The organism is Pseudotabrizicola sp. 4114 (genome assembly GCF_031457365.1).
Classification (GTDB): Bacteria; Pseudomonadota; Alphaproteobacteria; order Rhodobacterales; family Rhodobacteraceae; genus Pseudotabrizicola.
In genome coordinates this window covers 116093-129484 of record NZ_JAVDWP010000004.1, presented here as the reverse complement: position 1 = coordinate 129484, position 13392 = coordinate 116093, and the positions used below count along the sequence as shown (strand labels likewise).

Annotated in this window: 14 protein-coding genes; 6 read left to right on the top strand and 8 right to left on the bottom strand. The window is 64.6% G+C overall.

All coding sequences use genetic code 11. The annotated features are described in order from the left end of the window. Positions 1–6: 6 nt before the first annotated feature. The 3 genes from J2X53_RS10800 to J2X53_RS10790 all read right to left on the bottom strand — a co-directional run bounded on the left by J2X53_RS10800 (position 7) and on the right by J2X53_RS10790 (position 3145). Positions 7–786 carry a M15 family metallopeptidase gene (locus J2X53_RS10800; RefSeq protein WP_349037503.1) on the bottom strand — a complete coding sequence of 260 codons (780 nt, stop codon included), beginning with the start codon at positions 784–786 and terminating at the stop codon, positions 7–9. After that, complete coding sequence (locus tag J2X53_RS10795; protein ID WP_349037502.1) at positions 783–2066, bottom strand: caspase family protein; 1284 nt, start codon at positions 2064–2066, stop codon at positions 783–785. The genes J2X53_RS10800 and J2X53_RS10795 overlap by 4 nt, the downstream gene beginning before the upstream one ends. Before the next feature lie 62 nt (positions 2067–2128). Continuing rightward, positions 2129–3145, bottom strand: a complete 1017-nt coding sequence (locus J2X53_RS10790; RefSeq protein WP_349037501.1) for a GlxA family transcriptional regulator — start codon at positions 3143–3145, stop codon at positions 2129–2131. A 170-nt stretch (positions 3146–3315) separates the two neighbouring features. Here J2X53_RS10790 and J2X53_RS10785 point away from each other — a divergent pair, with 170 nt between their 5' ends. After that, positions 3316–4686 carry a 3-deoxy-7-phosphoheptulonate synthase class II gene (locus J2X53_RS10785; RefSeq protein WP_349037500.1) on the top strand — a complete coding sequence of 457 codons (1371 nt, stop codon included), beginning with the start codon at positions 3316–3318 and terminating at the stop codon, positions 4684–4686. Positions 4687–4747: 61 nt separating this feature from the next. Here J2X53_RS10785 and J2X53_RS10780 read toward each other — a convergent pair whose 3' ends face one another. After that, positions 4748–5389 carry a PAS domain-containing protein gene (locus J2X53_RS10780; RefSeq protein ID WP_349037499.1) on the bottom strand — a complete coding sequence of 214 codons (642 nt, stop codon included), beginning with the start codon at positions 5387–5389 and terminating at the stop codon, positions 4748–4750. A 246-nt stretch (positions 5390–5635) separates the two neighbouring features. Here J2X53_RS10780 and J2X53_RS10775 point away from each other — a divergent pair, with 246 nt between their 5' ends. The 3 genes from J2X53_RS10775 to J2X53_RS10765 are packed head-to-tail and all read left to right on the top strand — an operon-like array spanning position 5636 to position 7688. Continuing rightward, entirely contained in the window at positions 5636–6532 is an 897-nt protein-coding gene (locus J2X53_RS10775; RefSeq protein ID WP_349037498.1) for a YicC/YloC family endoribonuclease, read from the top strand. A 2-nt stretch (positions 6533–6534) separates the two neighbouring features. After that, positions 6535–7170: a guanylate kinase gene (gene gmk, locus J2X53_RS10770; RefSeq protein ID WP_349037497.1), complete on the top strand. Its 636-nt coding sequence runs from the start codon at positions 6535–6537 to the stop codon at positions 7168–7170. After that, positions 7167–7688, top strand: coding sequence for a gamma carbonic anhydrase family protein (locus tag J2X53_RS10765; protein WP_349037496.1), 522 nt, complete (start codon positions 7167–7169; stop codon positions 7686–7688). The genes gmk and J2X53_RS10765 overlap by 4 nt, the downstream gene beginning before the upstream one ends. Before the next feature lie 16 nt (positions 7689–7704). On the opposite strand, the gene J2X53_RS10760 is transcribed toward J2X53_RS10765, so the two are convergent. Then, positions 7705–8076, bottom strand: coding sequence for a hypothetical protein (locus J2X53_RS10760; protein WP_349037495.1), 372 nt, complete (start codon positions 8074–8076; stop codon positions 7705–7707). 182 nt (positions 8077–8258) lie between these two features. On the opposite strand from J2X53_RS10760, the gene J2X53_RS10755 reads away from it, so the two are divergent. Further along, positions 8259–9278 carry an ATP-binding protein gene (locus tag J2X53_RS10755; protein ID WP_349037494.1) on the top strand — a complete coding sequence of 340 codons (1020 nt, stop codon included), beginning with the start codon at positions 8259–8261 and terminating at the stop codon, positions 9276–9278. On the opposite strand, the gene J2X53_RS10750 is transcribed toward J2X53_RS10755, so the two are convergent. Next, on the bottom strand, positions 9279–10226 hold the full coding sequence (locus J2X53_RS10750; protein WP_349037493.1) for a nucleoside hydrolase: 948 nt from the start codon (positions 10224–10226) through the stop codon (positions 9279–9281). It lies immediately after the preceding gene. Between the two features lie 120 nt (positions 10227–10346). Between J2X53_RS10750 and J2X53_RS10745 the strand changes: the two genes are divergently transcribed. Further along, entirely contained in the window at positions 10347–11423 is a 1077-nt protein-coding gene (locus J2X53_RS10745; RefSeq protein ID WP_349037492.1) for an exo-alpha-sialidase, read from the top strand. Between the two features lie 31 nt (positions 11424–11454). Here the strand turns inward: J2X53_RS10745 and J2X53_RS10740 are convergent, their stop codons facing one another. Together J2X53_RS10740 and mazG are read right to left on the bottom strand one after the other, a co-directional pair. Then, complete coding sequence (locus J2X53_RS10740; RefSeq protein WP_349037491.1) at positions 11455–12462, bottom strand: Fe(3+) ABC transporter substrate-binding protein; 1008 nt, start codon at positions 12460–12462, stop codon at positions 11455–11457. An 82-nt stretch (positions 12463–12544) separates the two neighbouring features. Continuing rightward, positions 12545–13375, bottom strand: coding sequence for a nucleoside triphosphate pyrophosphohydrolase (gene mazG / locus J2X53_RS10735; RefSeq protein WP_349037490.1), 831 nt, complete (start codon positions 13373–13375; stop codon positions 12545–12547). Positions 13376–13392 lie beyond the last annotated feature (17 nt).

Here is a 13392-nt window from a genome sequence, read left to right as displayed (position 1 = left end):
GCCCGGTCAGGGTCCGGTGACCGCAAAATCTTGCACCTGCGTCGCCGGATCGGCGGCATTGCGAAAGTGCCACCATTCCTTGGCATAGCCCTTGAACCCCTCGGCCGCCATCGCGCGGCTGAGGGTTTTTCGATTGGCCTGCGCCTGCGCGGAAACCTTGGCAGTGATGGCCGACAGCGGCGAGAAACAGTCGAAAGCTGTGCCCATGTCGGGGCCTTCATCGGCGCGCTCATCCACAGGCCCGTCGCACTGACCGGCACCCGGAAAATCGACCAGCGGCACGACGGCACCTTTCAGGCGCAGGCCGACATCGACGGTATGGCCGATGGAATGGCCCGAGCGGCGGGCGATGAAGCCGCCGGGGATCAGATCAGCGCGGTCAAGTGCGGGGTGAAAGACCTGCGCCGGGGTCAGGGCCTGTGGCGGGGTATCGCCTGCGGGCTCCGTGCCGGGCGGGCGGTGGTCGGGTGGGTCGGCTTGTGCGGCCCAGTCGGCGAAATGCGCGACCGCGCGTTGCGGGCGGTAGCAGTCGTAGACGACCAGACCAAACCCTTGTTTCGCCAGCCGTTTTTCGACCCGGATCAGCGCCTGCGCGGTGGCGGTGGTCAGAATGCACTCGGGCGCGTCATAGCCGGGCACCGGCGCACCGGTGAAGTTGAAGCTGCGGGCGTAGCGAATATCCTGCGCGATCTGCGGCGCGAGCGCCGACAGGCGGGCAAAGCCTTGCGGCAGGTCTTCCGCACTGGCCGGGGTGGCCAGCAGCAGCGCAACGGCAAGCCGCTTCATTCCCGCTCCAGCCCGTTGCGCGAGACCCAGGCCTGTTGGCCGTTGTAGCTGACCAGACACCAGTCGCCCCGGCCGCCGCCCGGATCGGATTTGCGGCATTCGCCCACCGCCAACCCGCCGCTGCGTTCGGGGATGCGGAACAGGATGGTGTGCATGGTGCCGGGGCCGGAGCGGGCATTCATGAAGCCTTCGGACACCCCGGCCTTGACGCGCCAGGTAGGTGCAACGACGGGTGCGGGAAGAGGGAACACGACAGGTGCCGCCACCGCCGCCGGCAGCGTGACGGGCGGCGGCGGTTGCGTCAGCTCTGCCGCGCGTTCGGCGGCGGTGCGGGCAAAGACGCTGCACCCGGCATGGGTGATGGCGAACGACCGCAACAGGCCGGGGTCGGACAAAGCCGCCACCGCCTGCCAGTCGCGGGCCGCTGCCGCGCAAGGGTCTGGCGTGGGGGCGGGTGGCGCGGCGGTCTGCACCGGGGCCAGCGGGGCATCCGCGTGCGCCACCGCAGCGTTCAGCACGAAATCGCCGGTCAGCTCGTCATAATAGGCCGGGCGTTGCTTATAGTTGATGGTGCCCGCCGTCGCTTCGACCTGTGCTTTCAGGGTGCGCGCCATGTCCTGCACCGACAGGCCGGGGGCGGTCAGCAGCGGCAGCAGCGCGCGGGTAAAGACCGAATTGGGGTCGGTATCGGCCGAGGACAGCGCATCCAGCGCCGATTGCCCGGTGCCTGCCGAGAACAGGATGAACGCCCCCTCGGGCGCGGTCACCGGGGCCAGACCCCGCGCGCCGCCGGCAGAGCGGGTGCCGTCGCGCGGGAAGGGGTTGTCGCGGCAGGCGTCAAGGATCAGCACGGTCACCCGCGCGCCGCGCGATTGCAGGGTGAACAGGATGTCATCGACCGCCAGACTTTCGGCGGTCAGAAACGCCTCATCGCCGGGGCGGGCGGCGGGGGCATCGGCGGGCAGCAGGTAATTGCGGCCCTGCACCTCGACCCCGTGACCGGCAAAGTAGAACAGCACCTCATCGCCGGGCTGGATCGCGCTGGCCAGATCCGACACCCCGCGCGTCATGGCGCGGCGGTCGGCATCGGTCAGCGCGGTGACGCCAAACCCAAGCGATTGCAGGGTGCCCGCGATGGCCTGCGCATCGTTGCGGGCCTTTTTCAGCGCGGGCAGGCTTTCGTAACTGTCATTGCCGATGACCAGCGCGCGCCGTTCGGGTGCCGCATGGGCCGCAAGGGCCAGAACCGTCATCAGAACGGCAATCACCACGACCCGCATTTCCACGCCCCATATCCGCCCTGCCGCAGCGTAACACGCCGGTTTTCGATCCGGCAAGTCTGTCAGATCGACAGCCGGGTGGGCGGCGTCGGCCCTTGCGAGCCACGCTCGCGGTAGGGGGTGGTGTTGTAATGGCTGCGGTAGCATTTCGAGAAATGCGACGGCGAGGCAAAGCCGCAGGCGAGGGCCACATTGATCACGCTCATATCGGTCTGCATCAGCAGGTTGCGCGCCTTGCCCAGACGCAGCTCCATGTAGTAGCGCTTGGGGCTGCGGTTCAGGTAGCGGCGGAACAGACGCTCCAGCTGGCGGGTTGACATGTCGACCTGATCGGCCAGATCGGCGGGCGACAGCGGATCTTCGATATTGCCCTCCATCATCTGGATGACTTGGCTCAGCTTGGGGTGGCGCACGCCGATCCGGGTCGGGATCGACAGGCGCTGCGTGTCCTGATCGGTGCGGATGGTCGAATAGATCAACAGGTCGGCCACGGTATTGGCCAGATCCTGCCCGTGATCTGCGGCGATCAGCTTGAGCACCAGATCAATCGACGAGATGCCGCCCGCCGTGGTCAGCCGGTTGCCATCGATCACAAACACCGATTTGGTCAGCCGGACCTGTTCGAATTCCTCCAGAAACCCGTCCTGATTTTCCCAGTGGATCGTCGCCCGTTTGCCATCCAGCAGCCCCGCCTTGGCCAGAGCATAGGCCCCGGTACACATGCCACCGATGACGTTGCCGCGCCGCGCCTCACGCCGCAGCCAGTTCAGCACCGGCTTTGTCGTGGCGCGCTGAATGTCGATGCCGCCGCAAACGAGGATGGTGTCGTCGCGGTCCACATCCTCCAGCCCGATGTCGAGCTTGAAGGTGGCCCCGTTGGAACAGGTGGCCTCAACCCCGCCTTCGCCCGCCAGAATCCAGCTGTAAATCGGCTTTCCCGCGACGTAATTTGCCAGCCGCAACGGCTCGATCGCGCAGGAAAACGACATCATCGTAAATCGGTCCAGCAGTACAAAGACAAAGCGTCTTGTGGCTGGGGTCGCATCGGTTTTCTGAGCGCGGGTGGGTGGCGAGGACATCTTGCGACCTGTTCATGTCGGATATGGGCGTATCAGACAGGAAATCCGGCCTTTCGCAAGGGGGCAGTTTGGGCGTTTGGCCCTTTGCAAGCGGCGGTCCAGACCGTATACACCGGGCCGATACCGTGAGCGACCCCGCAGTGGGCCCCAACGTGGGTAAGGAGAAGGCCATGACCAAAGGCTGGCAGAAATCAGACTGGCGCGCGAAACCGCGGGTGCAGATGCCTGATTATATGGATAGCGCCGCGCTGAACGCTGTTGAAGCGCAGCTGGCAAAGTATCCGCCGCTGGTTTTTGCGGGCGAGGCGCGGCGGCTGAAAAAGCAGCTGGCGCTGGCGTCGGAAGGCAAGGCGTTTTTGTTGCAGGGCGGCGATTGTGCTGAAAGTTTCGCCGAATTCAGCGCCGACAACATCCGCGACACCTTTCGCGTGATGCTGCAGATGGCCATCGTGCTGACCTATGGCGCGAAAGTGCCGGTGATCAAGGTCGGCCGGATGGCGGGGCAGTTTGCCAAGCCACGTTCGGCCCCGACCGAGATGATTGGCGGCGTGGAATACCCCAGCTACCGGGGCGATATCATCAACGGCTTTGACGCGACGCCCGAGGCGCGCCAGCCCGATCCGCAGCGCATGCTGCAAGCCTATACCCAGGCGGCGGCCAGCCTGAACCTGTTGCGCGCGTTTTCGACCGGCGGGTTTGCCGATATTCACCGGGTCCACTCGTGGACGCTGGGCTTTGCCGAGCATGACAAGGCCGAGCGCTACCGCGAACTGTCGAACCGGATCTCGGACGCGCTCGATTTCATGAATGCGGCGGGGGTGAATTCGGACACCGCGCATATGCTGACCACGGTGGAGTTCTACACCAGTCACGAAGCGCTGCTGCTGGAATATGAAGAGGCCCTGTGCCGGGTTGACAGCATTTCGGGGCAGAACGTGGCGGGGTCCGGTCACATGATCTGGATCGGCGACCGCACCCGGCAGCCGGATGGCGCGCATGTGGAATTCTGCCGCGGCGTGCTGAACCCGATCGGGCTGAAATGCGGGCCGACCACCACGGCAGAAGACCTCAAGGTGCTGATGTCAAAGCTGAACCCGCAGAACGAGGCGGGCCGTCTTACCCTGATCGCGCGCTTTGGCGCGGGCAAGGTGGCCGAGCATCTGCCGCGTCTGATCAAGGCGGTGAAGGAAGAAGGCGCAGCGGTGGTCTGGTCCTGCGACCCGATGCACGGCAACACCATCAAGTCGCCGTCGGGCTACAAGACCCGGCCGTTCAACGCGGTGCTGTCGGAAGTGCGCGAGTTCTTTGCGGTGCACAAATCCGAAGGCACGATCCCGGGCGGCGTGCATTTCGAGATGACGGGCAAGGACGTGACCGAATGCACGGGTGGTCTGCGCGCGGTGACGGATGAAGATCTGTCGGACCGCTACCACACCGCCTGCGATCCGCGCCTGAATGCCAGCCAATCACTGGAACTGGCGTTTCTGGTCGCCGAAGAGCTGCTGGCGTTTCGCGATGCCGGCCAGAGGATCGCGCTGTAAGGCCACGAATTTTCTGCGAAAATTCAAAAACGGCGGTGCAGTATGCGCCGCCGTTTTTGCATCAGGATTTGACCAGCCTCAGATAAGGCACGCCGGGTTTGGCGCGCGGCGGGGGTGGCAGGGCGGCTCCGGGTTGCGGCTGCTCGGTGGCGACAGGCGCAGGCCCGGCCCCGGTTTGCACCGGCTCCAGTTTTGTGGCGGTGATCGAGAACCGGCGCGGGGCGCGGCCGGTGGGGCCGTCCAGATCCAGACAGCCGATGGCGAGGCTGCTGTCGCCCTGCGCGTTGAGCATTGGCAAGAGTTGTATCCGCCCGCGCAGCGGTGCGCGGCCAAGGTGGCGTTCGGCCAGCAGATCCAGCGTCAGGATCGACGGCGTGCGGAACACCCGCTCCAGATCCAGTTGCAGACGGTCGCGGGCATCGCCAAGGAACAGGCACGACATCGGCATGCCACGAATATCCATTGACATCAGATCATTGAAGACCATTCCTGCGATGCGGAACCGGGCGATGCCCGGCGCGATCCGCTCGATCAGAAAGCTGTGTTCCAGCGCGCCGACGATGCCGCGCGGATCAACCCGGTCACGGCGCGGCAGCATGTCGCCTTCACGCAGGGCCTCCCAATAGGCGCGCAACCCGGCGATCATGCCGGAATTGAGAGGATCAGGGCCGCCGGAATTGCGACCGTTCCATCCGGTTGTCATCTCTGTCACTCCACGTCGACCGGTCAGGGCCCGATCTGGGTTTCGTCTGTTGTCTTGGCCGCCTGCAGGTTGCCGCGCCCTTTGCGGGCGTGATATGCGGGGTAAACCGTGCCCAGCCGTTTGGCGGGCCAAGAGGATATTGCGTCGACTCACGTCCGTTTGTCAGGAAACAGACTACACCAAAGGATGGGGTCGGGGTCGGGAATCTTAACAAATGGTAAACGCCTAGAAGGCTGAGGAGAGCTGATGACCATATCCATGACCGGATTTGCCGCCCGCAAGGGCCAGCGCGCGGGCTTTGTCTGGGTCTGGGATATCCGGTCGGTCAATGGCAAGGGGCTCGATCTGCGGCTGCGGCTGCCCGATTGGGTCGATGGGCTGGAACTGGCGGTGCGGGCCGAGGTGCAAAAGGCACTGTCGCGCGGCAATGTCAGCCTGTCGCTGAAGGTCAGCCGTGACGGCAATGAGGCCGAGGCCGGGTTGCAGGTCAATGCGCCGGTGCTGAATGCGGTGCTGGCGGCGCTGCAACAGGTCGAGGGCGCGGCGATGCAGGCCGGGGTGACGCTGGCGCAGGCCACGGCGGCAGATGTGCTGGCGGTGCGTGGCGTGCTGGAGACGGCCTCCGCCGACGAGGATACGGCGCCGCTGCGCGCGGCGCTGCTGGCCGATCTGCCGGCGCTGCTGGCCGGGTTTGCCGCGATGCGCGCCAGCGAGGGCGCGGCGATGCAGGGCGTGATCGCGGCGCAGCTGGACCAGATCGACGCGCTGACCCATGCCGCACAGGCCGAGGCCGAGGCGCGGCGGGATGTGGCGGCTGCCAGCCTGCGCGAGGCGCTGGCGCGGGTGCTGGACCATGCCGAGGGCGCGGATGAGGGCCGGGTGGCGCAGGAACTGGCGCTGATCGCGGTCAAGCAGGATGTGACCGAAGAGCTGGACCGGCTGAGCGCCCATATCGCGGCGGCACGCACGCTGCTGGCGGAAACCGGCCCGGTCGGGCGCAAGTTCGATTTCCTGATGCAGGAGTTCATGCGCGAGGCCAATACGCTGTGTTCAAAGGCGCAGTCGCTGGCGCTGACCCGGATCGGGCTTGACCTGAAAACCGTGATAGATCAGATGCGCGAACAGGTTCAGAACGTGGAGTGAGCATGCAACGCCGGGGTCTTTTGCTTATCTTGTCATCGCCTTCCGGGGCGGGCAAATCGACCTTGGCGCGGCGGCTGATGGACTGGGATCCGACGATCCGGTTTTCGGTCTCGGCCACCACGCGGCCACCGCGCGCTGGTGAAATCGACGGCCAGCATTATTATTTCCGCGACCGCACCGCGTTCGAGACGATGATCGCCGAAGGCGAGATGCTGGAACATGCCGAGGTGTTCGGCAATTTCTACGGCTCTCCCCGCGCCCCGGTCGAAGCCGCGATGCGCGAGGGGCGCGATACGCTGTTTGACATCGACTGGCAGGGCGGCCAGCAGATCCGCAATTCGGCGCTGGGGCGCGATGTGGTGTCGGTCTTTGTGCTGCCGCCGTCGATTGCCGAGCTGGACCGCCGTTTGCGCGGCCGCGCGCAGGATACGGATGAGGTGATCGCGGGCCGGATGGCGAAAAGCCGCGATGAGATCAGCCATTGGGCGGAATATGATTATGTGCTGGTGAATGACGATCTTGATATATCTTTCAACAGCTTGCAGACCATTCTTGAAGCAGAGCGGATGCGCCGCGACCGCCAGCCTGCCTTGTCCGATTTTGTGCGCGGCCTGAACCGGGAGTTTGAGCAACGATGATCTACGCCCTTGGCGATATTGCCCCCGTGATCGACCCCACCGCCTGGATCGCCCCTGATGCCAATGTCATCGGGCGGATCGTGCTGGAGGCCGGAAGCTCGGTCTGGTTCGGCGTGACCCTGCGCGGCGACAATGAGGTGATCCATGTGGGCGCCGGCTCGAACGTGCAGGAAAACTGCGTGCTGCACACCGACATGGGCCATCCGCTGACCATCGGCGCCAATTGCACCATCGGCCACAAGGCGATGCTGCATGGCTGCTCCATCGGTGAGGGCTCGCTGATCGGGATGGGCGCGACGGTTCTGAACGGCGCAAAGATCGGGCGCGGCTGTCTGATCGGGGCGGGGGCGCTGATCACCGAAGGCAAAGAGATTCCGGATTTCAGTCTGGTGATGGGCAGCCCCGGCAAGGTGGTGCGCCTGCTGGATACCGATGCGCAGGCAAAGCTGCTGCGCTCTGCCGAAAGTTACCGCGCCAATGCGGCGCGGTTCCGGGCCGGGCTGCGGCTGATAAGCTGACCTGTCTGCCGGGCGGTCAGCGCACCACCAGCTTGACCGCCATCGGCTTGGCGGCGCGGCTCAGTTCACGCTCGACCATCCTGGGGTTGGGCAGCGGCGGGGCCACCACCGTAACCGGGCCGCGGTAACCCGCCTCAACCAGATCGGCGATGATATCCAGCGCGTCCGCCTTGCTGCCCAGCAGCAGACAGCCGATCATCGGATCTTCGATCTGGTCCAGCCCGGCGGTGGCAATCGCCTCGGGCTCGAGCGCCACGACCCGGCGTTTGCCTGCCAGCGCAACCGCCAGCGCCATTGGCAGACCGATGCCGACAAACGGGCCGGGGGCCGCGCCCGGGCCGGTCGGGCGCGGCGCATTGCCGTCTGGCGTAGCATTCACAATGGCCAATGAGACGCTCCTGTGGGGCGATAGGGGGTTGGGGTCTCGGAGGAGGGAACTGGCACTAGGGTGACGCAACGGCAAGGCATGCATGAGCTATAGCCCGGAACTGTTCTGATTCAAGCCAGCGTCTCGCATTCGGATGATATAACGGGTATGGCACGTGTGAAAAAGACGTTTCGGGGGGAAAGATGATTGAAGCGGCCTTGTTGAGCGGCGTTCCCTTGCCTGCGCTGATTGTCGGCCCTGATGAGCGGATTACCGTGATGAACCCCGCTGCCGTCGCCATGTTCGGGGCGGCGATGCTGGGGCGGCATCACGCAATTGCGCTGCGCCACCCCGAGGTGCAGGCGGCGCTGATGCGGGCCCTGCGCCAGAGTGAGGGCGGTGTCGCGCGGCAGGTGGTGCCGGGCCCGTCGCAGGATGCGGTCCACCGGGTGACGGTCACGCCGCTGCCACACGAGGCGGGGGTGCTGTGCGTGCTGGAGGATCTGTCCGAAGTCGAACAGATGGGCCAGATGCGGCGCGAATTCGTGGCCAATGTCAGCCACGAGCTGCGCTCGCCGCTGACCGCGCTGACCGGGTTCATCGAGACGCTGAAAGGTGCCGCCAGAGACGATCCCGCCGCCCGCGAACGCTTTCTGACGATCATGGAGCGCGAGGCCGGCCGGATGAACCGGCTGATCCGCGACCTTTTGCATCTGAGCCGGGTCGAGGCCGAAGAGCGGATCCGCCCCACCGCCATGGTGGATCTGGTCGAAATCCTGCGCTCGACCAAGGCGACGCTGCGGCCATTGGCCGAATCCTCGGGGGTGACGGTGCGGCTGGACCTGCCGGACGGGCTGAAAACCCAGGTGCCCGGCGATGCCGATCAGCTGGTGCAGGTGTTTCAGAACCTGATGGAAAACGCGGTGAAATACGGCGGTGCCGGGGGAGAGGTCGTGGTGCGGCTGACCCCGGACAGCCTGCCGAAATCGGCCGCGCTGCGGATTGAGGTGATTGATCAGGGCGAGGGTATTGACACCCAGCACCTGCCACGCCTGACCGAGCGGTTTTACCGCGTGGATGGCCACCGCTCGCGCGAAAAGGGCGGCACCGGGCTGGGGCTGGCGATCGTCAAGCATATCGTTCAACGTCATCGCGGGCGGCTGAAAATTGACAGCACGCGCGGCGTGGGCAGCACCTTTGCGGTCATCCTGCCGTCTGAATGATCAAAGACGGCCAATCCGCTCGGCCAGCAGGGCAAAGAAACCGTCGGCATCCAGCGCGCCCATAAACAGCGCATTGGGCTTGCGGTCGGTCACGCCCCACCAGTCGGCCACGGTCGCGCCCATGGTCAGCTCTGACGTGGTTTCGATCTCGACATTGATCTGGCGACCGCTGAACAATTCGGGCCGGATCAGCCAGGCGATGACGCAAGGATCGTGCAGCGGCGCGCCCTCGCTGCCGTATTTCTGCTTGTCGAAGCGTTCAAAGAAATCGGTCCATTCCGCCACCAGACGGCCCGGTTCGGTGTTCAGCGCCCGGAACGCCGCGATCCGCGCCGGGGTGGTCAGGGCCTTGTGGGTCACATCAAGCGGCATCACCACGATGGAAACGCCGGATTTGAACACAACATCAGCGGCTTGCGGGTCGACGTAAATGTTGAACTCGGCCACGGGCGTGACGTTGCCCTGCTCGAAATACGCGCCCCCCATCAGGATGATCTGCTGAATGCGCGGGATGATGTCGGGCGCGCGTTGCATGGCGGTCGCCAGATTGGTCAGCGGGCCAAGTGCGCATAGTGTGACGGTCTGTGATGGTTCCGTGCGCAGCGTGTCGATGATGAAATCGACGCCATGCTGATCCTGCAGCGCGATGGTCGGCTCAGGCAGCACCGGGCCGTCCAGCCCGGTCTCGCCATGCACAGCCTCGGCGGTGACCAACGGGCGCAGCAGCGGGCGGTCGCAGCCGGCAAAGACGCGGGTCTCCGGCTTGCCAGCCAGTTCGCAGATGATCAGCGTATTGCGCGCGGTCAGCGCCAGCGGCACGTTGCCCGCGACGGCCACGATTCCCAGCACCTCGATATCCTCGGGGCTGGCCAGTGCCAGCATGATGGCGACGGCGTCGTCCTGTCCCGGATCGGTGTCGATGATGATCTTGCGCGGATGGCGGGTCATTCAAGTCTCCTGTCAGCGCGCGAGCCAATGCCAACGCGGGTGATTTGTCCAGATGGTAAAATAATTGTCTGAAAAGCTGTGTGATGGTAGCTTCAGTACAATCGGTTGTGGGAGGCTGCGATGGGACGCGCGACACTGCTGGTCGGAACAACCAAGGGATTGTTTTTACTGTATGGTCGTGACGGATGGCGTGTCGAGGGGCCATTTTGTGACGGTATGGGAATCAATCATGCCTTGGCAGAGGGTTCTCAGATCTGGGCTGCCGGGGGGGGTGGCTGGTTTACCGCCGGGGTCTGGCGGCGGGAAAATGACGGGTGGATCCTGTCAGGGAGCGGCTTTGACGACGGCGTGCAATCGGTGTGGTCGCTGGCGCGCGATGGCGACCGGCTGCTGGCGGGCACCAAACCCGCCGCGCTGTACGAGTCGCGCGATGAAGGGGCCACCTGGGTGAAACTGCCCGGCCTGAACGCGGTGCCGGGGGCGGATCACTGGCAACCGGGGGCGGCGGGGCTGGTGCTGCACACCATCCTGACCGATGGCAAAGGCGGGATCTGGGTCGGAATCTCGGCGGCAGGGGTGTTTCACTCGGCCGATGGCGGCCTGACATGGGAGTCGCGCAACCGCCGCAGCAACCGTCCCGGCCCGGCAGGTGCGCTGGCACGCCATTGGGAGGGTGAGGAGTTCCGGCGCGAGGATGAGATTTTCCACTGTGTTCATAACATGATGTGGGGTGCGACGCCGGGGTTGATCTATATGCAGAACCATCAGGGCGTCTATCGCAGCCGGGATGGGGCGCTGTCCTGGGAAGAGGTGACGGCGGGTCTGCCATCAACCTTCGGCTTTCCGATCGGCGCGCATCCGCATGACCCCGGCACGGTCTGGACCTTTCCGCTGAATGGCGACAGTGAGGGCCGGTTTCCACCGGGCGCATCGGCGGCGGTGTGGCGGTCGCGCGATGGCGGCGAAAGCTGGCAGGATACGCGTGAGGGACTGCCGGTAAGGGATTGTTTCTTTACGGTATTGCGGCAAGCCATGGCGGTGGACCGTCACACCCCGGCGGGGGTGTATTTCGGCACCAACTCCGGTTCGGTGTTTGCCAGTGAGGATGAGGGCGACAGCTGGACAGAGATCGCACGCCATCTGCCGACGGTACTGTGTGTCGAGGTGGTGGTGGAACAGCAAAAGACCCCGGAGTGATCCGGGGCCTTTGTCTTTTGGTGTCAGTAGATTAGCCGTCGAAGTTCACTTCTTCGATCAGCTTCAGCGCTGCCGGGCGCAGCTTTGCTACTTCGGTCAGCGGTTTGGTGTCTGCGGTGAACTCACCCCAGCTTGCCACCAGCTCTGACCGCTCCACCCCAGCCTTGACCGGGAATTCGTAGTTGGTTTCGGCGTAGATCTTTTGCGCCGTGTCTTCGGTCAGCCATTCCATGAACTTGATGGCGTTTTCCTTGTTCGGGGCGGCTTTGGTCAGCGCGACGCCCGAGACGTTCACATGGGTTCCGCCATCGGTAAAGGTCGGGAACACGATGTTCACAGCCTCGGCTGCGGCGGCTTGTTCCGGGTTCGCCAGCATCTGACCGATGTAATAGGTGTTGCCGACAGCAATGTCGCATTCCCCGGCTGCAATCGCCAGAACCTGATCGCGGTCACCGCCATCGGGTTTGCGGGCGAGGTTGGCTTTCACGCCTTCGAGCCAGGTCTTGGCCGCTTCTTCGCCATGGTGGGCGATGACAGCGGCGGTCAGGGCAACGTTGTAATCATTGGTGCCCGAGCGGATGCAGATGCGGTCTTTCCACTTCGGATCGGCCAGATCTTCGTAAGTTGTCACTTCGCCCTCGGCCACGCGGTCTTTGCTGGCATAGACGATGCGGGCGCGGGTGGTCACGCCGAACCAGTGGTTGGCGTCATCGCGCAACTCGGCCGGGATATTGGCGGCCAGAACTTCGGACTCGACGGGTTGCGTCACGCCGGCATCGACAACCTGGGTCAGACGGGCAATGTCAACGGTCAGCACCAGATCGGCGGGCGAGCGGTCGCCTTCGGCCACCAGACGCTCGGACATGCCTTTGTCAACGAATGCGATGTTCACGGTGATGCCGGTTTCTGCCGTAAAGGCGTCGATGATCGGCTGGATCAGTTCGGGCTGACGGTGGGAATAAATGTTGATCTCGTCGGCCAGGGCGGGCATCGCGACGGTGCCGAGGGCAAGGGCTGCAAGGGAAAGACGGAAGGTCATGGCTTTGGTCCTTTGGTCGGAAATTATGCCGCCCATAAACCTGACAAAAATCCTTCGGTCAATAGTTGAGTGAAAAACTTGGTCAGCCTTTTGCGGCTTTGGCCGCCTTTTCCTCAGCCTTGGCCCGGTCCCATAGCGCATCCATTTCGGCCAGATCGGACTCAGCCGGGGTGCGGCCCTGTTCGCCCAGCCAATCCTCGATCCGCTGGAAGCGACGGGTAAACTTGGCATTGGCGGCCCGCAGCGCGGCTTCGGGGTCGACGTTCAGGTGCCGCGCAAGATTGGCCATGACGAACAAAAGGTCGCCGAATTCTTCGGTCACCTCGGCTTGCGACAGGGTGTCGCGGGCCTCGACCAACTCTGCCGCTTCCTCGGTGATCTTGGCCACCACCTGATCGGTGGAGGGCCAGTCAAACCCCACCCGCGCCGCGCGCTTTTGCAATTTGACCGCCCGCATCAGCGCGGGCAGGCCAAGCGCCACGCCGTCCAGCACGCGGGCGGGGCCGCGCTCCGCCGCTTTCAGCGCTTCCCAGTCGGCGGTCTGCTGGTCTGCGGATTTGTCGCGGGATTCGGTGCCGAACACATGCGGATGCCGGGCGATCATCTTGTCGGAAATGCTGCGGATCACGTCATCCAGATCGAAATGCCCGGCTTCTTCGGCCATTTGCGCGTGAAACACCGACTGAAACAGCAGATCCCCCAGCTCGCCGCGCAGCTCGGGCCAGTCCTGCCGTTCGATGGCGTCGGCGACCTCATAGGCCTCCTCGATCGTATAGGGCGCGATGCTGGCGAAATCCTGTTCCAGATCCCAAGGGCAGCCGCTGGCGGGGTCGCGCAGCCGGGCCATGATCGCGCACAGGCGCGGCAGGCCGCCGTCGGGGTCGTGGATCAGGTCATCTGAGGCAGGGGGCATTGCAGGCACCAATGTTT

Excerpts from the sequence above, each read along its gene's own strand:
- J2X53_RS10800 (WP_349037503.1), bottom strand. The coding sequence starts at position 786 with ATGAAGCGGCTTGCCGTTGCGCTGCTGCTGGCCACCCCGGCCAGTGCG.
- J2X53_RS10795 (WP_349037502.1), bottom strand. The coding sequence starts at position 2,066 with ATGCGGGTCGTGGTGATTGCCGTTCTGATGACGGTTCTGGCCCTTGCG.
- J2X53_RS10790 (WP_349037501.1), bottom strand. The coding sequence starts at position 3,145 with ATGTCCTCGCCACCCACCCGCGCTCAGAAAACCGATGCGACCCCAGCC.
- J2X53_RS10785 (WP_349037500.1), top strand. The coding sequence starts at position 3,316 with ATGACCAAAGGCTGGCAGAAATCAGACTGGCGCGCGAAACCGCGGGTG.
- J2X53_RS10780 (WP_349037499.1), bottom strand. The coding sequence starts at position 5,389 with ATGACAACCGGATGGAACGGTCGCAATTCCGGCGGCCCTGATCCTCTC.
- J2X53_RS10775 (WP_349037498.1), top strand. The coding sequence starts at position 5,636 with ATGACCATATCCATGACCGGATTTGCCGCCCGCAAGGGCCAGCGCGCG.
- gmk (WP_349037497.1), top strand. The coding sequence starts at position 6,535 with ATGCAACGCCGGGGTCTTTTGCTTATCTTGTCATCGCCTTCCGGGGCG.
- J2X53_RS10765 (WP_349037496.1), top strand. The coding sequence starts at position 7,167 with ATGATCTACGCCCTTGGCGATATTGCCCCCGTGATCGACCCCACCGCC.
- J2X53_RS10755 (WP_349037494.1), top strand. The coding sequence starts at position 8,259 with ATGATTGAAGCGGCCTTGTTGAGCGGCGTTCCCTTGCCTGCGCTGATT.
- J2X53_RS10750 (WP_349037493.1), bottom strand. The coding sequence starts at position 10,226 with ATGACCCGCCATCCGCGCAAGATCATCATCGACACCGATCCGGGACAG.
- J2X53_RS10745 (WP_349037492.1), top strand. The coding sequence starts at position 10,347 with ATGGGACGCGCGACACTGCTGGTCGGAACAACCAAGGGATTGTTTTTA.
- J2X53_RS10740 (WP_349037491.1), bottom strand. The coding sequence starts at position 12,462 with ATGACCTTCCGTCTTTCCCTTGCAGCCCTTGCCCTCGGCACCGTCGCG.
- mazG (WP_349037490.1), bottom strand. The coding sequence starts at position 13,375 with ATGCCCCCTGCCTCAGATGACCTGATCCACGACCCCGACGGCGGCCTG.